General features: G+C 60.5%; 20 protein-coding genes. 15 read left to right on the top strand and 5 right to left on the bottom strand.

Annotation, left to right across the window (positions count from 1 at the left end):
• The first annotated feature begins 161 nt into the window (after positions 1 to 161).
• The 3 genes from ACZZ0A_RS07870 to ACZZ0A_RS07860 are packed head-to-tail and all read left to right on the top strand — an operon-like array spanning position 162 to position 2,742.
• Positions 162 to 860: a CoA transferase subunit A gene (locus ACZZ0A_RS07870; protein WP_007919568.1), complete on the top strand. Its 699-nt coding sequence runs from the start codon at positions 162 to 164 to the stop codon at positions 858 to 860.
• A 23-nt stretch (positions 861 to 883) separates the two neighbouring features.
• Positions 884 to 1,549: a CoA transferase subunit B gene (locus ACZZ0A_RS07865; protein ID WP_007919566.1), complete on the top strand. Its 666-nt coding sequence runs from the start codon at positions 884 to 886 to the stop codon at positions 1,547 to 1,549.
• An 11-nt stretch (positions 1,550 to 1,560) separates the two neighbouring features.
• A complete protein-coding gene (locus ACZZ0A_RS07860; protein WP_463542797.1) occupies positions 1,561 to 2,742 on the top strand; it encodes an acetyl-CoA C-acetyltransferase in 1,182 nt (393 codons plus the stop codon).
• A 224-nt stretch (positions 2,743 to 2,966) separates the two neighbouring features.
• Here the strand turns inward: ACZZ0A_RS07860 and cobF are convergent, their stop codons facing one another.
• Together cobF and ACZZ0A_RS07850 are read right to left on the bottom strand one after the other, a co-directional pair.
• Positions 2,967 to 3,722 (bottom strand): precorrin-6A synthase (deacetylating), encoded by a 756-nt coding sequence (cobF, locus tag ACZZ0A_RS07855; protein ID WP_007919563.1) that lies wholly within the window; start codon positions 3,720 to 3,722, stop codon positions 2,967 to 2,969.
• Positions 3,722 to 4,291: a histidine phosphatase family protein gene (locus ACZZ0A_RS07850; RefSeq protein WP_007919562.1), complete on the bottom strand. Its 570-nt coding sequence runs from the start codon at positions 4,289 to 4,291 to the stop codon at positions 3,722 to 3,724. The genes cobF and ACZZ0A_RS07850 overlap by 1 nt, the downstream gene beginning before the upstream one ends.
• A 329-nt stretch (positions 4,292 to 4,620) precedes the next feature.
• On the opposite strand from ACZZ0A_RS07850, the gene ACZZ0A_RS07845 reads away from it, so the two are divergent.
• The 8 genes from ACZZ0A_RS07845 to ACZZ0A_RS07810 all read left to right on the top strand — a co-directional run bounded on the left by ACZZ0A_RS07845 (position 4,621) and on the right by ACZZ0A_RS07810 (position 12,885).
• Positions 4,621 to 5,475 carry a MurR/RpiR family transcriptional regulator gene (locus tag ACZZ0A_RS07845; RefSeq protein WP_038369126.1) on the top strand — a complete coding sequence of 285 codons (855 nt, stop codon included), beginning with the start codon at positions 4,621 to 4,623 and terminating at the stop codon, positions 5,473 to 5,475.
• 2 nt (positions 5,476 to 5,477) lie between these two features.
• Positions 5,478 to 6,122 (top strand): cysteine hydrolase family protein, encoded by a 645-nt coding sequence (locus ACZZ0A_RS07840; RefSeq protein ID WP_007919558.1) that lies wholly within the window; start codon positions 5,478 to 5,480, stop codon positions 6,120 to 6,122.
• Complete coding sequence (locus ACZZ0A_RS07835) at positions 6,119 to 7,450, top strand: type I glutamate--ammonia ligase (RefSeq protein ID WP_007919556.1); 1,332 nt, start codon at positions 6,119 to 6,121, stop codon at positions 7,448 to 7,450. The genes ACZZ0A_RS07840 and ACZZ0A_RS07835 overlap by 4 nt, the downstream gene beginning before the upstream one ends.
• The gene (locus ACZZ0A_RS07830) at positions 7,434 to 8,186 is read left to right on the top strand and encodes an N-formylglutamate amidohydrolase (protein ID WP_007919554.1); all 753 of its coding nucleotides are present in this window, start codon (positions 7,434 to 7,436) and stop codon (positions 8,184 to 8,186) included. Before ACZZ0A_RS07835 ends, ACZZ0A_RS07830 begins: the two co-directional genes overlap by 17 nt.
• Positions 8,187 to 8,267: 81 nt before the next feature.
• The gene (locus tag ACZZ0A_RS07825; RefSeq protein ID WP_463542796.1) at positions 8,268 to 9,617 is read left to right on the top strand and encodes an APC family permease; all 1,350 of its coding nucleotides are present in this window, start codon (positions 8,268 to 8,270) and stop codon (positions 9,615 to 9,617) included.
• A gap of 118 nt (positions 9,618 to 9,735) precedes the next feature.
• Positions 9,736 to 10,752 (top strand): arginine N-succinyltransferase, encoded by a 1,017-nt coding sequence (locus ACZZ0A_RS07820; RefSeq protein WP_463542795.1) that lies wholly within the window; start codon positions 9,736 to 9,738, stop codon positions 10,750 to 10,752.
• A gap of 61 nt (positions 10,753 to 10,813) precedes the next feature.
• Positions 10,814 to 11,848: an arginine N-succinyltransferase gene (gene astA, locus ACZZ0A_RS07815; RefSeq protein ID WP_095111593.1), complete on the top strand. Its 1,035-nt coding sequence runs from the start codon at positions 10,814 to 10,816 to the stop codon at positions 11,846 to 11,848.
• Positions 11,849 to 12,015: 167 nt separating this feature from the next.
• Entirely contained in the window at positions 12,016 to 12,885 is an 870-nt protein-coding gene (locus ACZZ0A_RS07810; RefSeq protein WP_007919546.1) for an isocitrate lyase/PEP mutase family protein, read from the top strand.
• A 132-nt stretch (positions 12,886 to 13,017) separates the two neighbouring features.
• On the opposite strand, the gene ACZZ0A_RS07805 is transcribed toward ACZZ0A_RS07810, so the two are convergent.
• The 3 genes from ACZZ0A_RS07805 to ACZZ0A_RS07795 form a co-directional block, all read right to left on the bottom strand.
• Positions 13,018 to 13,320, bottom strand: coding sequence for a hypothetical protein (locus tag ACZZ0A_RS07805; RefSeq protein WP_038369113.1), 303 nt, complete (start codon positions 13,318 to 13,320; stop codon positions 13,018 to 13,020).
• A gap of 560 nt (positions 13,321 to 13,880) precedes the next feature.
• A complete protein-coding gene (locus tag ACZZ0A_RS07800; protein ID WP_463542794.1) occupies positions 13,881 to 15,119 on the bottom strand; it encodes a M20/M25/M40 family metallo-hydrolase in 1,239 nt (412 codons plus the stop codon).
• 212 nt (positions 15,120 to 15,331) lie between these two features.
• Entirely contained in the window at positions 15,332 to 16,405 is a 1,074-nt protein-coding gene (locus ACZZ0A_RS07795) for a diguanylate cyclase (RefSeq protein ID WP_463542793.1), read from the bottom strand.
• 177 nt (positions 16,406 to 16,582) lie between these two features.
• On the opposite strand from ACZZ0A_RS07795, the gene ACZZ0A_RS07790 reads away from it, so the two are divergent.
• From ACZZ0A_RS07790 to glcE, 4 genes are all read left to right on the top strand, one after another.
• Entirely contained in the window at positions 16,583 to 18,037 is a 1,455-nt protein-coding gene (locus ACZZ0A_RS07790) for a flavin-containing monooxygenase (RefSeq protein WP_463542792.1), read from the top strand.
• Between the two features lie 21 nt (positions 18,038 to 18,058).
• A complete protein-coding gene (locus tag ACZZ0A_RS07785) occupies positions 18,059 to 18,985 on the top strand; it encodes an alpha/beta fold hydrolase (protein ID WP_322846703.1) in 927 nt (308 codons plus the stop codon).
• 132 nt (positions 18,986 to 19,117) lie between these two features.
• Positions 19,118 to 20,617, top strand: a complete 1,500-nt coding sequence (gene glcD, locus ACZZ0A_RS07780; protein WP_463542791.1) for a glycolate oxidase subunit GlcD — start codon at positions 19,118 to 19,120, stop codon at positions 20,615 to 20,617.
• Positions 20,617 to 21,666: a glycolate oxidase subunit GlcE gene (gene glcE, locus ACZZ0A_RS07775; RefSeq protein WP_463542790.1), complete on the top strand. Its 1,050-nt coding sequence runs from the start codon at positions 20,617 to 20,619 to the stop codon at positions 21,664 to 21,666. Before glcD ends, glcE begins: the two co-directional genes overlap by 1 nt.
• Positions 21,667 to 21,668 lie beyond the last annotated feature (2 nt).

The raw sequence follows: 21,668 nt of genomic DNA, 5'->3' as shown, positions 1-21,668 counted from the left end.
CAAAAGATCGCAGCCTTCGGCAGCTCCTACAGGGGGCAGATGCATTTGTTGAGTTTTATCTATCAATCAACCTTAAAAATCAACTTAACAAATATATCTTCCAGCGAGACACTCCAACCATTCGGCTAGCCAGCCGCCCGCAAATAATAAAAGAGGTGCATATGGCAGGTTTCGACAAGCGCGTGAGTTCCTACGAGGAAGCCCTGGCCGGGCTTGAGGACGGCATGACCGTCATCGCCGGCGGCTTCGGTCTGTGCGGCATTCCGGAAAACCTGATCGCCGAGATCAAGCGCAAAGGCACCCGCGACCTCACCGTCGTCTCCAACAACTGCGGCGTCGACGGTTTCGGCCTTGGCGTACTGCTCACCGACCGTCAGATCAGCAAAGTCATCGCCTCCTACGTCGGCGAAAACAAGCTGTTCGAAGAGCAACTGCTCAAGGGCGACATCGAAGTCATCCTGACCCCGCAAGGCACCCTTGCCGAGAAGATGCGCGCAGGCGGCGCCGGCATTCCGGCCTTCTTCACCGCCACCGGCGTCGGCACTCCGGTCGCCGAAGGCAAGGAAGTGCGCGAATTCAAGGGTCGCAAGTACCTGATGGAAGAATCCATCACCGGCGACTTCGCCATCGTCAAAGGCTGGAAAGCCGACCACTTCGGCAACGTCGTCTACCGTCACACCGCGCAGAACTTCAACCCGCTGGCCGCCACCGCCGGCAAGATCACCGTGGTTGAAGTCGAAGAAATCGTCGAACCCGGCGAACTCGACCCCTCGCAGATCCACACCCCGGGCATCTACGTCGATAGGGTCATTTGCGGCACGTTCGAAAAACGCATCGAACAGCGCACCATCCGCAAATAATTCAGGCTGACGGAGAATAAAAAATGGCACTTACCCGCGAACAAATGGCTCAGCGCGTCGCCCGCGAAATGCAGGACGGCTTTTATGTGAACCTCGGCATCGGCATTCCGACCCTGGTCGCCAACTACATTCCTGAAGGCATGGAAGTCATGCTGCAATCGGAAAACGGCCTGCTCGGCATGGGTCCGTTTCCGACCGAAGAAACCATCGATGCCGACATGATCAACGCCGGCAAACAGACCGTGACCGCGCGTATCGGCGCATCGATCTTCAACTCCGCCGAATCCTTCGCGATGATCCGTGGCGGTCATGTCGATCTGACCGTGCTCGGCGCGTTCGAAGTCGACGTCGAAGGCAATATCGCTTCGTGGATGATCCCCGGCAAACTGGTCAAGGGCATGGGCGGCGCGATGGATCTGGTGGCCGGCGCCGACAACATCATCGTGATCATGACCCACGCCTCCAAGGATGGTGAGTCCAAGCTTCTGGCCAAATGCAGCCTGCCGCTGACGGGCGCCGGTTGCATCAAGCGCGTGCTGACCGACCTCGCCTACCTGGAAATCGAAAATGGCGCTTTTGTCCTCAAAGAACGCGCACCTGGCGTCAGCGTCGAGGAAATCGTCGCCAAAACCGCTGGTAAACTGATCGTCCCGGATCACGTACCGGAAATGCAGTTCGCTGCCCAGTGAGGAATTCGAAAATGCAAGACGTCGTAATTGTTGCCGCCACGCGTACCGCGATCGGCAGTTTCCAGGGTTCGCTGGCCAGCGTCTCCGCGGTGGATCTGGGCGCGGCGGTGATCCGCCAGTTGCTCGAACAAACCGGGCTGGACGGTGCGCAGGTCGATGAAGTGATCATGGGCCAGGTGTTGACCGCCGGCGCCGGCCAGAACCCGGCGCGTCAGGCCGCGATCAAAGCTGGCCTGCCCCACGCCGTGCCAGCGCTGACCCTGAACAAGGTCTGCGGTTCGGGCCTTAAGGCTTTGCACCTGGGTGCGCAGGCGATCCGTTGCGGCGACGCTGATGTGATCATCGCCGGCGGCCAGGAAAACATGAGCCTGTCCAACTATGTAATGCCTGGCGCACGCACCGGTCTGCGCATGGGCCACGCGCAAATCGTCGACACCATGATCAGTGACGGTCTGTGGGATGCGTTCAACGATTACCACATGGGCATCACCGCCGAGAATCTGGTCGACAAGTACGAAATCAGCCGCGAGCAGCAGGACGCCTTCGCCGCAGCCTCGCAGCAGAAAGCCGCCGCAGCGATTGAGGCCGGCCGTTTTGTCGATGAGATCACCCCGATCCTGATCCCGCAGCGCAAAGGCGATCCTGTTGCTTTCAAGGTCGACGAGCAACCGCGTGGCGACACCACCGCCGAATCCCTGGCGAAACTGCGTCCGGCGTTCAAAAAGGACGGCAGCGTCACCGCTGGTAATGCTTCGTCGCTGAATGACGGCGCCGCCGCCGTGATTCTGATGAGCGCGGAAAAAGCCAAATCCCTCGGCTTGCCTGTACTGGCTACCATCGCCGCTTATGCCAACGCTGGTGTCGACCCGGCGATCATGGGCATCGGCCCGGTATCGGCGACCCGCCGCTGCCTCGACAAGGCTGGCTGGAACATCGACCAGCTCGACCTGATCGAAGCCAACGAAGCATTTGCCGCGCAATCGCTGGCGGTGGCCAAGGATCTGCAATGGGATCTGGACAAGGTCAACGTCAATGGCGGCGCCATCGCTTTGGGCCACCCGATCGGTGCATCGGGTTGCCGCGTGCTGGTGACCCTGCTGCATGAAATGATCAAGCGTGATGCGAAAAAGGGTCTGGCGACCCTGTGCATCGGCGGCGGTCAGGGTGTGGCGCTGGCGCTGGAACGCGCATAACCAGAGTTCAACAGTGAATGGCGGATCCACGACATCCGCCGCTTGCTGGCAACAAAAACCCGGTGCGACTTGCGTTGCACCGGGTGTTTTTTTGCCTGTTCAAAATGTACGTTGAATGTTCCGGCCCTATCGCGAGCAGGCTCACTCCTACATTGGAATTGTGAACCCATTCAATTGTAGGAGTGAGCCTGCTCGCGATGGGGGCCAGTCCAAGCACCAACAATCTAAGGCTTGCGCAGCAAATACGTATCCATGATCCACCCATGCTCCGCCCGCGCCTTCTTGCGCACCCGCTCGATCTCGTCCGCGACATCCGCCAGCCTGCCGCTAATCAGAATCTCATCCGGCGTGCCCAGGTAAGCCCCCCAGTAAATCTCGGTCTGCTGATCGGCCACCCGGTGATACGAATCCTCAGCATCGAGCATCACCACCAGACTGTCCGTATCACTCACCTGCCCTGCCGCCAAACGCCGTCCGGTGGTGATTTCGATGGAACGACCGATGGTGTTCAGCGGCACCTTGTGCTGCGCCGCCAACGCCTGAACGCTGGTGATCCCGGGAATCACCTCAAACTCGAAGGCACAGGTGCCCGAGGCCAGGATTGCCTGGAGGATACGCACGGTGCTGTCGTACAACGCCGGGTCGCCCCACACCAGGAAACCACCGCACTGACCGTCAGACAATTCGTCATTGATCAGGCGTTCGAAGGTTTGCTGCTTGGCACGGTTCAGGTCATCGACACTGGCCATATAGTCGACATCACCGCGTTCGCGTTCCGGGCTGTGGGCTTCGACAAAGCGATAGTCAGGGTCGTCGATGTAGCGCTCACAGATCTCGCGGCGCAAGTCGATCAGCTTGTCCTTGCTCTGGCCTTTATCCATCAGAAAGAACACATCGACACGGTTCAGCGCTTTCACGGCCTGCATCGTGATGTAGTCGGGATTACCGGCACCGATGCCGATCACCAGCAGTTGTTTCATCAAAGTGCTCCTTGAACGTCGAGGCCCGGCAGACGCAAGCGCCAACGCCCGGTGAAGCGCAATTCGACCGCTGACAACGGTTCGACATCAATGTCATGAAACGCCGAACCGCGCATCACGTGGATCAGCGCGGCGCGGATGACAAACGGATGCGTCACCGCCACTACATGTTCTGGTGTGGTTTGCAGACTGCTCAGCCATACCGCCACGCGCTCGCATAACTGCGTCACTGATTCACCGCCGTGAGGTGTCGCATGGGGATCTTCGAGCCAGGCGTGCAACGCCGCGCCTTCAGCGTTTTGCAGGGATTTGATCGATACCCCATGCCAGCGCCCCCAGTCACAATCGCGCAGCGCCTCATCGACCTGCGCATCCGCGCCAAACCACGCCGCAGTCTGGCGCGTGCGCAACTCCGGCGCGCAAATCAAACGTCGCGCGGCGTCGAAACGCTCGGACAACTCGCCCGATGCCAGCCCGATATTTTCAACAGGCTCATTCGTAGGAAAACACGCCAATTTCTGTGCGACGGTTCGCGCATGGCAAATCAATGTCAAACGAGTGGTCTGCACAGGTATCGCTCCGGTGGGCCTTCATGAAAATCAGCGGCGCAAAGCCATTCTGTCGTTAATTGTGCCGTAAACCGAGGGCTGCAGGGCTGCCGGATCGCCTCGGTCACAGCAGAAAAAAGCACAAATACGGCGATTTCTGACACTGCCGTGGGCGATGGACTACAAGCCCGATCGAATTACGTGTAGCCCTTGTTACACGGGCATCTCGCTTCATTCCGGAGCCTTTTCAACACACTGAAAAATTCACTAGACATGTAACGTCAGTTACATAAATACTGTTTTAACGGATTATGAAGCGAATTCAACACCCTCATCCAGCAGGAGCCCGGATGCCCCCTCTCAGAGACCTGATCACCGATCCCGGCCTGGATCTTACGCCGTCGGAGCGCAAAGTCGTTCGCGCCTTGCTTGATCAGTACCCACGCAACGGTCTGGGGCCGATGGCGCGTCTGGCCGAACATGCCGGGGTCAGCGATCCGACCATTGTGCGGCTGGTGAAAAAACTCGGCTTCGGCGGTTATGCCGAATTCCAGGAAGCACTGCTCAGCGACATGGACCACCGCTTGCGCTCGCCGCGCACGCTGTTGCAACCGCGCGCCCATCAGCACAAGGACGACGCCTGGAGCCACTATCTGGGCGACAGCCATCGCCTGCTGGTCGAAACCCAATCGCTGACCCAACCCGAAGACGTGCGCATTCTCACCGACTGGCTGCTCGATGCCCGGCATCAGGTGTACTGCTTCGGCGGGCGCTTTAGCAGCCTGATGGCCACTTACCTGCTCAATCACCTGCGCCTGCTGCGCCCCGGTTGCTTCGCTTTGGAAGACAACGCGCAACTGCCCGATCGCCTGTTCGATCTGCAACGCCAGGACGTCGTGCTGGTGTTCGATTATCGCCGCTACCAGACCCAGGCCCTGCGGGTCGCCAGCGCGGCAAAGAACAACAACGCGCGCGTGGTGCTGTTCACCGATATCTATGCCTCGCCGCTGCGCGAGTTGGCCGACCTGATCATCAGCGCGCCGGTGGAGTCGGCCTCGCCGTTCGACACCATGGTGCCGGCGCTGGCTCAGGTCGAAGCACTGATTGCCTGCCTGACCTTGCGCACCGAAAACCTCGCCGATCGCCTGGAAGGCATCGATGCCCTGCGCAACGACTTCAACACCCACCTGCTGGAGGATAAATAAGGATGTTCAGCCTTCCCCACCGCTCGCCACGGGATCTGCCGTTTGTCACTGACCACACCGCATTGTTGCTGGTGGACATGCAGCGTGCCTGGCTCGAACCGCAGTTCGACGCGCACCTCAATGGGCCTGACGCCGAGTATTTCCTGACCCGTGCGCACATGCAGGTGGTGCCCAACCAACGTCGTTTGCTCAGTGCCTTTCGCGAGGCGCGGCAGAACGTGCTGCACACGATTATCGAGAGCCTCACCGCTGATGGTCGCGACCGCTCGCTCGACCACAAACTCTCGGACATGCACCTGCCCAAAGGCAGCGTGCAGGCCAGGATCATTGAAGACCTGACCCCGGTGGAAAACGAAATCGTCCTGCCGAAGACGTCTTCGGGCGTCTTCAACTCGACCAACATCGACTACGTGCTGCGTAACCTGCAAACCCGTCACCTGATCATTGCCGGCATCGTCACCGACCAGTGCGTCGACATGGCCGTGCGCGACGCCGCCGATCGCGGCTATCTGGTCACGCTGGTCGAGGACGCCTGCGCCACCTACAGCGCCGAACGCCATCACGCCTGCCTGAATGCGATCAAGGGTTACTGCTGGATCACCGACACCGACACCGTGCTCGCCCGCCTGCAGGAGATGCGGTCATGAGCACGCGCCTGACGCCGCTACCGATGACCACGCTGGTCACCACCGACCTGATCGGCATCACCCGCGGCCGCTCGTTCCCCACTGATGAGCTTGAGCATTATCAAGCCGCCGGGTGCGGCTGGGTGCCGGCCAACAGCGCGTTGACGCCGCAGGACATCATTGCTTCGACCAATCCGTGGGGCGCCTATGGCGACCTGCGACTGATTCCCGATCTGAGCAGCCGCGTCACCGTCGGCAATGGCCCGGACGCCGATGCCCCGGCGCTGGATTTCATCCACGGCGATATCCGCGAAACCGATGGCCGCCCGTGGGGCGCCTGCCCGCGCACGTTGTTGCGTGATGAAATCGAACGTTATCGCGATGGGTTGGGCTTGCAGGTCAACGCCGCGTTCGAGCACGAATTCAACCTGCACGCCGGTTTCGCCGAGCACCTGGCGTTCTCTCTCGAAGCCCAGCGTCAGGGCGCCGCGTTCGGCGGCTGGCTGCTCAGCGCCCTGCGCGCCGGCGGAGTCGAGCCGGAAATGTTTCTGCCGGAATACGGCAAGCACCAATACGAAATTACCTGCCGCCCGACGCTCGGCGTGGCGGCAGCCGATCGCGCCGTCAACGTGCGCGAGATCACCCGCGAGATCGCCCGGCAAATGGGCCTGGACTTGAGCTTCGCGCCGAAGACCGCCGCCGACGCGGTGTGCAACGGCGTGCACCTGCATGTCAGCCTGCTTGATCTGGGCGGTCTGCCGATGCTCTACGACGCTGGCACCAGTAACGGTCTGTCGAGTCTCGGCCAGCATTGGGCAGCGGGAATCCTGCATTACTTGCCGGCGCTGTGTGCGTTTACCGCACCGACGCCGGTGTCGTACGAACGCTTGCAGCCGCATCACTGGAGCGCCTCCTACGCCTGTCTCGGCCAACAGAACCGCGAAGCAGCGCTGCGCATCTGCCCGACGGTGACCCTTGGCGGCAAGTCCGTGGCCAACCAGTTCAACCTCGAATTCCGCGCCATGGACGCTACCGCCTCGCCACATCTGGCCATGGCCGCGCTGTTGATCGCCGGTCGGCTGGGCATCGAACAACGCTTGGCACTGAACGCGATCACCGATGAAATTCCCGATTCACTCAACGACGAGCAACGCCAGGCCCGGGGCATCGTCGCCCTGCCCGCCTCGCTGGCCCAGGCGCTGGATTGCCTGCGCAACAGTGGCGCCTTCACTGCATGGCTGCCCAAGCCGCTGCTCGACACCTATTACGCCCTGAAAACCGAGGAACTGGCGCTGACGGAACAGCTCTCGCCCGCTGACTTGTGTGAGCACTATGCACGCCTGTACTGAATCCGCCGAGCTGGGGTTGTACACCCGACCGGCCTACAACCTGAGCCGCGCCGACTCGACGCACCCGTTGATTCTGGTGTGCGAACACGCCAGCCGCTACATCCCCGAAGCTCTGAACAATCTGGGCCTGGACGCTGCCGCCGCCGCTGAACACATCGCCTGGGACATTGGCGCGCTGCAACTGGCCGAGCAGTTATCGGAGATGCTCGGCGCAACCCTGTTGAGCGCCAATTATTCGCGGCTGCTGATCGATCTGAACCGGCCACGCCACGCCCCGGACAGCATTCCGGCGCAGAGCGAGATTTATCAGGTGCCGGGCAACCGTGAACTCGACGAAGCCACCCGCGAATACCGCCGCCAGACCTTGTTCAAGCCGTTTCACGCGCGCTTGCAAACGCTGATCGACGAACGTGTTGCCAAGGGCCAAGCGGTGCGTGTGGTGGGGATTCACAGTTTCACCCCGGTGTATTACGGCCAGCCGCGACCGCTGGAGGCCGGCGTGTTGTTCGGTCAGGCCAAGGCCTACGCGCAACGCCTGCTCGACGGCCTCGGCGAACACCCGCTGAAAGTCGCCGGCAATCAGCCGTACAAGATCGATCCGCTGGGAGACATGACCGTGCCGGTGCACGGCGATGCCCGTGGCCTCGACTCGGTGCTGATCGAGGTGCGCAATGACTTGCTGCGCAGCCCAGAAGCCGTATCGCGCTGGGCCGGCTACTTCGCGCCATTGCTGTAATGAATGAAAGACTGCTGACGCTGTAAACGATGGACCGATAACAACTAAAACGACCGACTGGCTGACAAGGAGTTGCGCTTCATGGAAATTGAAGAATTCGGCTACAAGCAAGAGTTGAAACGTAGCCTGACGCTGACCGACCTGGTGGTGTACGGGATGATCTTCATGATCCCCATCGCCCCGTTCGGTGTGTATGGCTACGTCAACGCCGAGGCCCCGGGGATGGTGCCGCTGGCGTACATCATCGGCATGGTGGCGATGCTGTTCACCGCGCTGAGCTACGGCAGCATGGCCAAGGCTTTTCCGATCGCCGGTTCGGTGTATTCCTATGCGCAACGCGGCCTTAATCAGCACGTCGGCTTCATCGCCGGTTGGCTGATGCTGCTCGATTACCTGCTGATCCCGCCGCTGCTCTACGTCTATGCGGCGATGGCGCTCAACCATTTGTACCCGGACATCCCGAAAGTCGGCTTCATTCTGGCGTTTCTGGTCAGCGCGACCTTCGTCAACCTGCGCGGCATCACTTTCACCGCACGGATGAACATCATCTTCCTGCTGGCGCAACTGGTGGTGCTGGGGATCTTCCTGTTCTATGCGTGGAATGCCCTGCACAACGGTGGCGGTAATGGCGAGCTGACCCTGGCGCCGCTGTATCACCCGGAAACCTTCAACTTCGCCCTGCTGATGCAAGCGGTGTCGATTGCCGTGCTGTCATTCCTCGGCTTCGATGCGATCTCTACCCTCGCCGAAGAAATCAAAGGTGATCCAGGCAAAAGCGTCGGCAAAGCAGCGTTGATTACGCTGGTGGTCATGGGGGTGATTTTCGTTGCGCAAACCTGGATTGCCACCGATCTGGCGGCCGGCATGGGCTTCAAATCCGCCGACACTGCGTTCTATGAAATCGCCGAAATCGCCGCCGGCAGCTGGCTGGCGACCCTGACTGCTGTTGCCACGGCATTGGCCTGGGGCGTGGCCGTGGCAATCACCTCGCAAGCCGCGGTTTCGCGCCTGCTGTTCGGTATGGCCCGCGACGGCAAACTGCCGAAAGTGCTGGCCAAGGTGCACCCGAAACACAACACGCCGTACCTGAGCATTTATCTGGTGGCGGTGCTGTCGCTGGTGATCTGCTACCTGTTCATCAACTCGGTCGACACCCTGACCTCGCTGGTCAACTTCGGCGCACTCAGCGGCTTCATGCTGCTGCACCTGACAGTGATCAACTACTACTGGCGTCGGCAAAAGTCCGGTCAGGTCGTGCGTCACCTGATCTGCCCGGTGGTCGGCTTCATCATCGTCGCGGCCATCATGTACAACATGGGCGTCGATGCGCAGAAGCTCGGCCTGATCTGGATTGCTCTGGGTCTGGTGTACCTGTTCTTCCTCAACAAGCTCGGCGCCAGTCCCGCGTTGCCGGACCCGAGCAACGGCTGACAAGAAAAAGAGCGGCGTCTGACAACAAATCAGGCGACCGCCGATTTATCGCGTGGAAACCGACAGTGATAGTCAGGTTCGGCGACTTTGCCGAACCTTTTGATACAGGAGTACATCCATGCTGGTCTTACGCCCAGTCGAACAGACTGATCTGCCCCAGCTACAACAATTGGCCCGCGACAGTCTGGTGGGCGTGACCTCCCTGCCGGATGACAGCGAACGCCTGCGCGAGAAAATCGCCGGTTCCTGTGCCTCGTTCGCCAGTGCGGCAGAGGCTAACGGCCCGGAGAACTACTTCTTCGTTCTGGAGGATCTGGACAGCCAGCGGCTGGTTGGCTGCTCGGAAATTCTCGCCACTGCGGGCTTCGACGAGCCGTTCTACAGCTTGCGCAACCGCCATTTCACCAGCGCTTCCCGCGAGCTGAACATCGAACACGGCGTGCCCGCGCTGTCGCTGTGTCACGACCTCAACGACCACACGCTGCTGCGCGGCTTTCACATCGACGCCGCGCTGGTGCGCACGCCGTTCTCCGAGTTGCTGTCACGGGCGCGCCTGTTGTTCATCGCCGCTCATGCGCCGCGCTTCGCCGAGGCGGTGATTACCGAAATCGTCGGCTACAGCGACGAGGAAGGCCATTCGCCGTTCTGGGATGCACTGGGCAAACACTTCTTCGACCTGCCTTACGCAGAAGCCGAGCGCCTGTGCGGGTTGCAGAGCCGCACGTTCCTCGCCGAACTGATGCCGCAATACCCGATCTACGTGCCGATGCTGCCGCAAGCCGCGCAGGACTGTATCGGTCGCATTCACCCGGACGGTCAGGAAGCGTTCGACATTCTTGAGCGTGAAGGCTTCGAGACCAATAGCTACATCGACCTGTTTGACGCCGGCCCGACCCTGTATGCGCGCACCTCGAATATCCGTTCGATTGCTCGTAGCCAGACCGCAACGGTGCAGCAACGGCCGCAGATCGATGCCCGTGGTCGTTACCTGCTGAGCAACGACGCACTGCACGGCTTTCGCGCGATCATGACCGAACTCGATTATCAACCCGATCAACCGCTGTCCCTCACCCCTGCAATGTGTGCGGCGCTGAACGTGACCGATGGCTGCCCGATCCGGCTGATTGCCCTGTGAAACCCGCGCGGTTGCGCAGCCAACGACAGTGCCCGAACAGGCGCGCAGAAGGAGTTACAGCATGATTGTCCGCCCGGTCAAAGTCAGCGACCTGCCAGCCTTGATGGCGCTGGTGCAACAGGCTGGTCCGGGGTTCACCACCCTGCCGGCCAACGAAGATCGCCTGTCCCACCGGGTCCGCTGGGCACAGCGGGCGTTCGCCGAACAAGTCGAACGAGCCGACGCGGACTATCTGTTTGTGCTCGAGGACGACGACATGCGCGTGGTCGGCGTCAGCGCCCTGGCCGGGGCGGTCGGCCTGCGCGAGCCCTGGTACAACTATCGGGTCGGGTTGACCGTGAGTTCGGCGCCGGATCTGGGCATTCAACGGCAGATCCCGACACTGTTTCTCAACAACGAACTGACCGGCCAATCGGAGCTGTGCTCGCTGTTTCTCGGCCATGATCAGCGCCACGGCAGCAATGGCCGCCTGCTGTCGCTGGGGCGGTTGCTGTTCGTTGCCGAGTTCCCGCACCTGTTCGGCGAAAAAATGATTGCCGAACTGCGCGGCAGTGCCGATGAACACGGTTGTTCACCGTTCTGGGACAGTCTGGGCCGGCATTTCTTTCAAATGGACTTCAGCCATGCCGATCACTTGTCGGGGCTGGGCAACAAATCATTCATCGCCGAACTGATGCCGCGCCAGCCGCTGTACACCTGCATGCTCACCGAACAGGCCCAGGCGGTGATCGGCCAGGCACACCCGAATACCGAGCCGGCGCTGAAAATCCTCCAGGCCGAAGGCTTCACCCACAAAGGCTACATCGACATCTTCGACGGCGGCCCGGTAATCGAAGCGCCGGTGCGCAGTATTCGCACCGTGCGCGAAAGCGTCGAGTTGACCCTGAGCCTCGGTAGTCCGGATGAACAGGCGCCGCTGTGGCTGATTCACAACCGGCGCCTGGAAAACTGCCGCATCACCGTCGCCCGCGCCCGCCGTGTCGGTAGCAGCTTGGTGATCGACCGCCTCACCGCCAAGCGCCTGCAACTGCAACCGGGCAATTCGGTACGGGCGGCGATGCTGCCCAATCAACAGCAACAGGCGGTGGCGGCCTGACGGTCACCACCGCAAAAAGGTAAATCCTTTCAGCAAAAGCGTCCGCGACATCCTGTCCCTTGCAAATTCGTCATGATCATTGACCCATTCGCGTGATAGCCTTTTCATTCTTCGGCGTTGACACCTTTGTTCAAGCCTTTCCATTCCTTTGTATTGGTGGAACTCGTATGACCAGGCTTTCCCATCAAGATTTGCGCCGTAACTTCCGTCAACTGCTGGCTTCCGACACCTGCTATCACACGGCTTCGGTGTTCGATCCGATGTCCGCGCGGATTGCCGCTGACCTCGGTTTTGAAGTGGGGATCCTCGGCGGTTCCGTGGCCTCGTTGCAGGTGCTGGGTGCCCCGGACTTTGCCCTGATCACCCTCAGCGAGTTCGCCGAACAGGCCACCCGCATCGGCCGCGTCGCCCAATTGCCAGTGATCGCCGACGCCGACCACGGCTACGGCAACGCCCTCAACGTGATGCGCACCATCGTTGAACTGGAACGCGCCGGCGTCGCCGCCCTGACCATCGAAGACACCTTGCTGCCGGCACAATTCGGGCGCAAATCCACCGACCTGATCACCGTTGCCGAAGGCGTCGGCAAGATCCGCGCGGCGCTGGAAGCCCGGGTTGATACGGAAATGGCGATCATCGCCCGTACCAATGCCGGCATCCTGCCAAATCAGGAAATCATCAGCCGCACTCGCCAATATCAGGCGGCCGGAGCTGACGGCATCTGCATGGTCGGAATTCAGGATTTCGATCAGCTTGAACAAATCGCCGAACACCTGACCGTGCCGCTGATGCTGGTGACCTACGGCAACCCGGCGTTGCGCGACGACAAACGTCTGGCCGAACTCGGTGTGCGCGTGACCATTGATGGCCATGGTGCTTATTTTGCGGCGATCAAAGCGACCTACGACAGCCTGCGCGAACAGCGGCAGATCTTTACCCAGGCTTCAGATCTAAGCGCTACTGAACTGACGCACACCTATACCCAACCGGAGGAATACATTCTCTGGGCCAAGGAATACATGAGCGTCAAGGAGTGATGGGTTGGCCGGGCTGACGCCATCGCTGGCAAGCCAGGCTCCCACAGGTTATGCGGTTCGACATCAATTGATGGTTCAACACCAAACCCTGTGGGAGCTGGCTTGCCAGCGATGAGGTCTGCCGCTACACCGCTAAACCGGCGTCTTGTAAGCTTCCTCCCGCTGCACCGCCCGCGCCTGAATCACATTCAGAATCGCACAGCCCTCGCGCATCAACAGATGCACCGCGCTGGTCACCCGTGTCAGATCACAATCGGAAATGCCCTTGAGGTTGAGACTGGCAAAGGTGTCGGCCAGATCGCGCACAACCACAAACCGGTGCATCGCACAGGCGGCCATGTCGCTGAGTTCTGAGTGAGTGTTGAGGAAGAGCACCGGGGATTCGGCGTCGTAGGTGTCGATGGGGAGGAAGCGGGGCATTACTTGGTCACACATTGGTATAACTCCTGTATTGAGAGAGCTACCACCAGTCGCGGCCAAACGAGGAAGGTGGCAGCCGTACGCGGGTTGGCCGACCGGATACAGGAACCGGCACACCCGAAGGTGTCCCACGCACAGCCGCCATAACACAACATCACAGACAAACATCGACTGAATATGTTGGGCAGACTGTACGTCTCTGTATCGACCGGCCAAGGTCGTTCGCGGTGTTTTTCCGCGAGCCCGAACTATAGGGGTCGATACCGAAATGCGGCAACAGGGTACGTTGTAGGAAACGTCTTGGAAAGTTGTACGCCGTCCGCGACTTCCACTTTTCCCACAAAAGCCCCTCACCCTAGCCCTCTCCCGGAGGGAGAGGGAACTGATTGGGGGATGTTCGGGATCTACGCCGACGTGAGAGATCGCGCCGAATGCAAATCTGAATTCAACTTGATCTGCCGGTTGCCACATGGACCACAAACAACACGGTCAGTCCCCTCTCCCTCCGGGAGAGGGTTAGGGTGAGGGCAAATGCACCTGACACCCCACCCGCATCAGTCACACCACAAACCCACTCACCGCGGCTTGGCCAACTCCATAATCATCCGTGACAACAGATAAATCCGCGGCGCCACGCTCGCCACCTCGGCATACTCCTCCGGCGTGTGAATATTGCCGCCAACAATCCCGAAACCATCCAGCGTCGGCGTGCCAACCCCGGCGGACAAACTCGCATCCGCCGCGCCGCCACTGCCCTCCTCGGTCAACTTGCGGCCAATCTCGCCGTAAATCCCTTGGGCCATGGCCATCAGACGGTCCGACTCAGGCGTCTGCGGCATAGGTGGCAGCCCGCGTTGCAACGAAGTCTTCACTTCCGTCTCAGCAATCAGCTTGTCCTGCGACACCCGCGCCAGATCCTTCTCGATCCGGTCGAACTCCTCCGGTACCGCCGCGCGCACGTCAGCCTTGGCCGTGGCTTGATCGGGAATCACGTTGGTGCGGTCACCGGCCTTGAGCACAGTGAAGTTGATGGTGGTTTTCTTCGCCTCATCGCCGAGTTTGCCCAGTTGCAGAATCTGGTGCGCAGCCTCCATCGCGGCATTGCGCCCCAGTTCGGGGGCGACACCGGCGTGCGCGGCTTTGCCCTTGACCTCGACCAGCGCCGTCGCGCTGCCCTTGCGCCACACCACCAAGCCATCAGCCGGGCGGCCCGGCTCCAGATTGAGGGTCACGTCGTGCTGTTTGGCGGTTTTCTTGATCAGGTCGGTGGCGACGTCCGAGCCGGTTTCTTCGCTGGCGTCGAGCAGGAAAGTAATTTGCGCGTAGTCTTTGAAGTCGAGGTTTTTCAGGACTTTCAGTGCATAGATCCCGGCGACGATGCCGCCCTTGTCATCCATTACCCCCGGCCCGTAAGCACGGCCGTCCTTGATATGGAACGGCCGCTCGGCCGCCGAACCTTCCTTGAACACCGTATCCATGTGCGCCATCAGCAGGATTTTTGCCTTGCCGGTGCCTTTCAGCGTCGCCAGTACATGGTTGGATTTTTCCGGCGTGTTCGGCACCAGTTCGATGGTCGCGCCGAGTTTTTTCAGTTCATCGATGGCGATGTCGCTGACTTGCTTGAGGCCCGGTTCATAGCCGGAACCGGAGTCGATATTGACCAGTCGCTCCAGCAGTTTCAGCGCTTCTGGCTGGTATTGCTCGGCATCGGCGAGCACTTGTTTGTGCAGTTCGGCGAAGGCTTGGGCAGCGGAAAAAGCGAGAGACAGGCCGAGGCTGGCGGCCAGCAGGGAGCGAGAAAATGAGAACGTCATGAAGCGATCCTTGTTTCGCGTCGGGGGGATTTAACCGTACCCGACATCGGCGCGAGGCTCTACACCGAATGCGACCTCTCCCTGACCACCACCGAACACGTGTAGGAGCTGCCGAAGGCTGCGATCTTTTGATCTTGCTTTTGATTTAGAAAGGCCAAAGTCAAAAGATCGCAGCCTTCGGCAGCTCCTACAGGGGATGTGGGGTATAGCGGTCAAACCGAATCCAGCAACGTCCGCCGGGGCTTGCCATCGCAATTGCAGATCACCCGATTACGCCCGCCTGCCTTGGCCTCGTACAACGCCTGATCGGCATCATTGAGCCAGCGTGTCGCGTCGGCATGCGCCGGATCGTACGCCGCCAGGCCGATGCTCAAGCTGACCTTCAACGCCGGATTCTGCTCATAGCCCAGAATCGCGAAGCGTTCGCGCAACGCCTCCATGGCCTGCGCGGCATTGAACAGCGGCAGATCCGGCAAAATCACGCAGAACTCATCACCGCCATAACGCCCGGCAACGTCTGTCGCCCGCAGGTTTTGTTTAAGTAACTTGCTCAACTGGCGCAACACGATGTCGCCCGCGACGTGGCCGTAAGTGTCGTTAATTGCCTTGAAGTGATCGATGTCGATCAGCGCAATCGCCGCGCCCTGCTTCTGCCGCTTGCAGCGCTGAAAAGCAATCTCCAGTTGATCCTTCCAGGCGCCGTGGTTAAGCAGCCCGGTCAGGCTGTCGGTGCGGCTCAGGGCCAGCAGTTCGCGTTTATGTCGACCGAGGGTGTAGGCCTGGCGAAAGCAGATCCAGCCCAGCGCCAACGGGTACAGCAGCAGTAACGGGAAGCAGGCGTACATTTGCGCAGGGGTGGTCTGCGGAATGAATGCCGGAGCAAACACCACCAGCCCGACGCCGACCCCGAGCAACTGCGCCGCAGTGCCTGCCAATAGAAAACGTGAACCACCGATGGCGACGTTGTTCATCGCCATCATCGAAATGGTCGTGGCAGTGGGCAACGGATTGAAATGCATGGCGGCAAGCCAAAAGCCGCCGAAAAAGGCGTCGATCAACAGATTGCGGTGTTCAGCGTGGTAAGGAACCCGGGCGCGGCGTGCCCATTGAAACGCCAGATGCGGCCAGACCAGGCCGTTGAAGAACATCAGTGCCCAGACCCACAGCGGCGGATCGAGCGAGTACATCGCCACGCTCACGCACACGAGCCCCAGAATCAACCCGAGGATGCGCGATGTATAAAGCCTCCTGGCCAATGAAAGTCCCTTTCCTCCGGTATTTCCCATAAGGACCTCGATCACGCACACCGCAGGACGGATGTGCTGGAAGTCTAACAGGGCGACGTTAAATAGCCATCACCGGCCAGCGGGCTGAATAGAGCGACATCAGGGCCGCGCACAGTGCAAATATTTGGCTATACATGAAAGGAGCAAAATGGAAAAACAACTATAAGAAGGAGGCCCATGCACACCTATCACGTGTTGATCATCGGCAGCGGTTTTGGCGGTCAATGTGCTGCGGTCAACCTGCTAAAAGCCGGAATCGACGATTTTCGCCTGCTGGAGCGACGGGACTTCTTTGGCGGCACCTGGTGCCAGAACACCTATCCCGGCGCGGCGGTGGACGTGCCATCGCCGCTGTATTCACTGTCGTTTGCGCCGTACCGCTGGTCGCAGATGTTCGCCGGGCAGGCCGAACTGCAGCGCTACACCGAGCACGTTATCGAACAGTTCGGTTTGCGCGAACGCGTGGAGCTGGAGGCCAATGTCGAGCACGTCGAATGGGACGACACAGACAAACGCTGGGCCGTGCACACCGCCAGCAAAGGCACCTTTTATGCGCAGTTCCTGATCAATGCCACCGGGCCATTGAGCCAACCGGTCATCCCACACTTTCCCGGCCAGGATCGCTTTCAAGGCAAGACTTTTCATACAAACAACTGGGATCACAGCTACGACTATCGCGATAAACGCGTGGCCATCGTTGGTAGCGGTGCCAGTGCGGTGCAAGTGATTCCAGCCATTGCGGAACAGGTCGAGCAACTGCACGTGTTTCAACGCACACCGCATTGGGTGCTGCCCCGCGCCGATCGTCAGTTCGGACCGCTGCAACGCTGGCTGCTCGGTCTGAAACCCGCCTACAAATTATTGCGCTGGCTGATTTACTGGCAATTCGAAACCCGGGTCATCGCCTTCAAATATTCAAAAGCGGCGATTCACATGGTCCAGCAGCACGCCCTGCGTTTTCTCAAACGCCAGGTGCCGGACCCGCTGCTGCGAGAAAAACTCACCCCGGACTTCACCATTGGCTGCAAACGGGTGCTGGTGTCCAGCACCTATTACCCGGCGCTGAGTCGCGCCAACGTCACCTTGCATACCCGCGAGCAAGGCATTGCGTCCATCGACGAAACCGGCATCAACACTCAGGACGGTCAGCACATCGACGTTGATCTGATCGTCTGGTCGACCGGTTACGACGCCACCGACGGGGTGATTTCCTACCCGGTCAGCGGAAAAAACGCAGTGCAACTCAGAGATGTCTGGGCGCAATACCCGCGCGCGTATCTGGGCACCAGCCTGCCGGACTTTCCCAACCTGTTTATCGTCACCGGGCCCAACACCGGCATCGGTCACACCTCGGCGCTGTTCATCATCGAATCTCAGATGAACTACATCCTCGACTGCATCCGCGCCGTGCAGGCCAAAGGCCTGCGCAGCATTGAAGTGCGCCGTGAAGCGGAACGTACCTACACTGAGATGATTCATCGGGAGATGGAGCGCACGGTCTGGAAGTCCGGCGGCTGCCACAGTTGGTATCAGAGCAAGAGCGGTCATGTGATCGCGATGTTTCCCGGCTTCAGTTTCAGCTATCACCGCTTGACACGGGCGCTGAAACCGGCCGACCACATTCTGTCCTGAACACGTAAAAGGAAGACGTCGATGCTTTTGCTGTTTGTCGCCCTCGCGGTTTTCGTGGCCTGGAGCTGGTTGAGTTATCCGGCGGTCGGTCATTGGCTGTACGACCTGAACATGGCCATCGAGGCCAAGTTGTACAAATTGCACAAGATCGAAGTGCCGATCGCCGAGATGACCGTCTCGACCTGGCAGGGCGGGCCGTATGAAGCGGCCAGCGCGATTCTGATGCTGCATGGCTACAGCGCCGACAAGAACCTGTGGCTGCGCTTTTCCCGGCACTTCGTGCGCCAGTATCGGGTGATCATTCCGGACCTTGCCGGCCATGGGGAAACCGGCTTCAAGGCTGGCGGCGGCTACGACATTCCGTTGCAGGCCAAACGCATGATCCAGTTGCTCGACGTTTGCGGCGTGGAGAAAGTCCACGTGATCGGCAACTCGATGGGCGGCTACATCGCCGCGTGGCTGGCGGCGACGTATCCCGACCGCATCGCTTCGGTGGCACTGATCGACCCGGCGGGCGTCACCGCGCCCGAGGTCAGCGACATGGAGCGGCATCTGGCGCGCGGGCATAACCCGTTTCTGATCAACTCGCGGGAAGAGTTTCGCCAGTTTTACGCGATGACCATGGAATCGCCGCCGTGGGTGCCGAACCTGGTGCTGGACGCGATCGCCCAGCGTTACGAACAACAACGCGATGAACTGGAAGAGATCTTCCGCGATTTTCGCGCCAGCCCGCCGATGGAGCCGAAACTGGCCGACATCAAATGCCCGGCGCTGTTGCTCTGGGGGCGCAAGGATCGGCTGATCGATGTCAGCAGCGTGCCAGTGTGGAGCAAGGGCATCGCCAATTTGCGCGTGGATGTCTGGGATCATGTCGGGCACATGCCGATGGTTGAACAGCCGGGGAATACTGCGCGCCTGTATCGGGAATTCCTCGGAAGCCAGAAATGACACTCAACACATCCTGTGTAGGAGCTGCCGAAGGCTGCGATCTTTTGATTTTGCTTTTTAAAAACAAGATCAAAAGATCGCAGCCTCGTTTCACTCGACAGCTCCTACAAAGTGACGAGGTCTGAGGTGTAGATGAACATTCTTTATGACGAACGCCTCGACGGCCCGTTGCCGCAGGTGAACAAGGCCGAATTGCTCAAGGCATTGCAGCAAACGCTGCCAGACCTCGACATTTTGTGGCGCGAGGACGAACTCAAACCCTACGAATGCGACGGCCTCTCCGCCTACCGCACCACGCCGATGCTGGTCGCCCTGCCGCGTCGACTCGAGCAAGTGCAAACCCTGCTCAAACTCTGTCATGAAAAAAACGTCCCGGTGGTTGCCCGTGGCGCCGGCACCGGGTTGTCCGGCGGCGCCTTGCCGCTGGAACAAGGCCTGCTGCTGGTGATGGCGCGCTTCAACAATATCCTGCACATCGACCCCGCTGCCCGTACTGCGCGGGTTCAGCCGGGGGTGCGCAATCTGGCGATCTCCCAGGCAGCGGCGCCCTTCGGCCTGTATTACGCGCCGGACCCGTCCTCGCAAATCGCCTGTTCGATCGGCGGCAACGTCGCCGAAAACGCTGGCGGCGTGCATTGCCTCAAGTACGGCCTGACCGTGCACAACCTGCTGAAAATCGAAGTGCTGACCATCGAGGGCGAACGCCTGACTCTGGGCTCGGACGCCCTCGATTCAGCGGGTTTCGATTTGCTCGCGTTGTTCACCGGTTCCGAAGGTTTGCTGGGGATCATCACCGAAGTCACGGTCAAACTGCTGCCCAAACCGCAAGTCGCGAAAGTCCTGCTGGCCAGTTTCGATTCCGTGGAAAAGGCCGGCCGCGCCGTCGCCGAAATCATCGCGGCGGGGATCATTCCCGGCGGGCTGGAGATGATGGACAACCTCGCCATTCGCGCCGCTGAAGATTTCATCCACGCCGGTTACCCGGTCGACGCCGAGGCGATCCTGCTGTGCGAACTCGATGGCGTCGAAGCCGATGTTCACGACGATTGCCAGCGGGTGCGCGAGGTCATGACCGCGGCCGGCGCCACCGAAGTGCGTCAGGCCCGTGACGAAGCGGAACGCGTGCGCTTCTGGGCCGGACGCAAAAATGCTTTCCCGGCCATCGGCCGTTTGTCGCCCGATTACTACTGCATGGACGGCACCATCCCGCGCCGCGAATTACCCGGCGTCCTGCAAGGCATCGCCCGCCTCAGTGAAGAATACGGTTTGCGCGTGGCCAACGTGTTCCATGCCGGCGACGGCAACATGCACCCGCTGATCCTGTTCGACGCCAATCAACCGGGCGAACTGCACCGCGCCGAAGCATTGGGCGGCAAGATCCTCGAACTGTGCGTGCAAGTTGGCGGCAGCATCACCGGTGAACACGGCGTCGGCCGCGAGAAAATCAACCAGATGTGCGCGCAGTTCAACAGCGACGAACTAAGTCTGTTCCACGCAGTAAAAGCCGCGTTCGACCCACAAGGCCTGCTGAATCCCGGCAAGAACATTCCGACCCTGCACCGCTGCGCCGAATTCGGCGCGATGCACATTCACGCCGGGCAATTGCCGTTCCCCGAACTGGAGCGTTTCTGATGGCCGATGTCGACGCCGCCAGCGCCCTGCTCGATCAGGTCAACGAAGCGCGGGCCAATGCCACGCCGCTGAAAATTCAGGGTGGCAACAGCAAAGCCTTTCTCGGCCGCGAGGTCGCCGGCGAAGTGCTCGACACCCGCGCCCATTGCGGCATCGTCCGTTACGAGCCGACCGAACTGGTGATCACGGCGCGCTCCGGCACGCCTCTGTCCGAGCTGCTGGCGGTGCTGGACGCTGCCGGACAAATGCTGCCGTGCGAGCCGCCGGCATTCGGCGAAGGCGCGACGGTTGGCGGCATGATCGCCACGGGGTTGTCCGGGCCTCGGCGGCCGTGGTCTGGCTCGGTGCGCGACTTCGTCTTGGGCACACGAGTCATCACCGGCCTCGGTCAGCACCTGCGTTTCGGCGGCGAAGTGATGAAAAACGTCGCCGGTTATGACCTGTCGCGGCTGATGGCCGGCAGTTACGGCTGCCTCGGCGTGCTCACCGAAGTGTCGCTGAAAGTCCTGCCGAAACCACGGCAGTGCCTGAGCATTCGCCTCGACATGGACTGCGCGAGGGCACTGGCCAAGCTTGCCGAATGGGGTCAGCAACCGCTACCGATCAGTGCCGCTTGTCACGATGGCCAGAGCCTGTATCTGCGTTTGGAGGGCGGCGAAGGTTCGGTGACGGCGGCGCATCAACGCTTGGGTGGCGAACCGCTGGACTCGCAGTTCTGGCGTGATCTGAATGAGCAGAGGCTGGCGTTTTTCGATGAGGGCCGGCCGTTGTGGCGCCTGTCACTGCCGAACAATCTCGGCCCGCTGGATCTGCCCGGCGAGCAGTTGATCGACTGGGCCGGCGCGCAACGCTGGCTGAAATCCGACGCGGAGCACATCCACATTCTCGCGCAGGAACTGGGCGGCCACGCTACCTGTTTCAGCCATGGCGCCAGCAATTCGCCGTTTCAGCCATTGCCCGCGACACTGCTGCGTTATCACCGACAACTCAAGGTGCAACTCGACCCGCAAGGGCTGTTCAACCCCGGGCGGATGTACGCGGAGTTCTAGCC

Source organism: Pseudomonas sp. AC242, from assembly GCF_979258655.1.
The sequence above is the reverse complement of the archived record's forward strand: the minus strand, read 5'-3'. Positions and strand labels throughout refer to the sequence as shown.

What these genes read in the sequence shown, in the direction of transcription:
- glcE (WP_463542790.1), top strand. Translation starts at nt 20,617, where the DNA reads ATGGCCGATGTCGACGCCGCCAGCGCCCTGCTCGATCAGGTCAACGAA.
- ACZZ0A_RS07830 (WP_007919554.1), top strand. Translation starts at nt 7,434, where the DNA reads ATGCACGCCTGTACTGAATCCGCCGAGCTGGGGTTGTACACCCGACCG.
- ACZZ0A_RS07785 (WP_322846703.1), top strand. Translation starts at nt 18,059, where the DNA reads ATGCTTTTGCTGTTTGTCGCCCTCGCGGTTTTCGTGGCCTGGAGCTGG.
- astA (WP_095111593.1), top strand. Translation starts at nt 10,814, where the DNA reads ATGATTGTCCGCCCGGTCAAAGTCAGCGACCTGCCAGCCTTGATGGCG.
- ACZZ0A_RS07795 (WP_463542793.1), bottom strand. Translation starts at nt 16,405, where the DNA reads ATGGGAAATACCGGAGGAAAGGGACTTTCATTGGCCAGGAGGCTTTAT.
- ACZZ0A_RS07805 (WP_038369113.1), bottom strand. Translation starts at nt 13,320, where the DNA reads ATGTGTGACCAAGTAATGCCCCGCTTCCTCCCCATCGACACCTACGAC.
- ACZZ0A_RS07790 (WP_463542792.1), top strand. Translation starts at nt 16,583, where the DNA reads ATGCACACCTATCACGTGTTGATCATCGGCAGCGGTTTTGGCGGTCAA.
- ACZZ0A_RS07865 (WP_007919566.1), top strand. Translation starts at nt 884, where the DNA reads ATGGCACTTACCCGCGAACAAATGGCTCAGCGCGTCGCCCGCGAAATG.
- ACZZ0A_RS07800 (WP_463542794.1), bottom strand. Translation starts at nt 15,119, where the DNA reads ATGACGTTCTCATTTTCTCGCTCCCTGCTGGCCGCCAGCCTCGGCCTG.
- cobF (WP_007919563.1), bottom strand. Translation starts at nt 3,722, where the DNA reads ATGAAACAACTGCTGGTGATCGGCATCGGTGCCGGTAATCCCGACTAC.
- ACZZ0A_RS07835 (WP_007919556.1), top strand. Translation starts at nt 6,119, where the DNA reads ATGAGCACGCGCCTGACGCCGCTACCGATGACCACGCTGGTCACCACC.
- ACZZ0A_RS07845 (WP_038369126.1), top strand. Translation starts at nt 4,621, where the DNA reads ATGCCCCCTCTCAGAGACCTGATCACCGATCCCGGCCTGGATCTTACG.
- ACZZ0A_RS07840 (WP_007919558.1), top strand. Translation starts at nt 5,478, where the DNA reads ATGTTCAGCCTTCCCCACCGCTCGCCACGGGATCTGCCGTTTGTCACT.
- ACZZ0A_RS07860 (WP_463542797.1), top strand. Translation starts at nt 1,561, where the DNA reads ATGCAAGACGTCGTAATTGTTGCCGCCACGCGTACCGCGATCGGCAGT.
- ACZZ0A_RS07825 (WP_463542796.1), top strand. Translation starts at nt 8,268, where the DNA reads ATGGAAATTGAAGAATTCGGCTACAAGCAAGAGTTGAAACGTAGCCTG.
- glcD (WP_463542791.1), top strand. Translation starts at nt 19,118, where the DNA reads ATGAACATTCTTTATGACGAACGCCTCGACGGCCCGTTGCCGCAGGTG.
- ACZZ0A_RS07810 (WP_007919546.1), top strand. Translation starts at nt 12,016, where the DNA reads ATGACCAGGCTTTCCCATCAAGATTTGCGCCGTAACTTCCGTCAACTG.
- ACZZ0A_RS07870 (WP_007919568.1), top strand. Translation starts at nt 162, where the DNA reads ATGGCAGGTTTCGACAAGCGCGTGAGTTCCTACGAGGAAGCCCTGGCC.
- ACZZ0A_RS07820 (WP_463542795.1), top strand. Translation starts at nt 9,736, where the DNA reads ATGCTGGTCTTACGCCCAGTCGAACAGACTGATCTGCCCCAGCTACAA.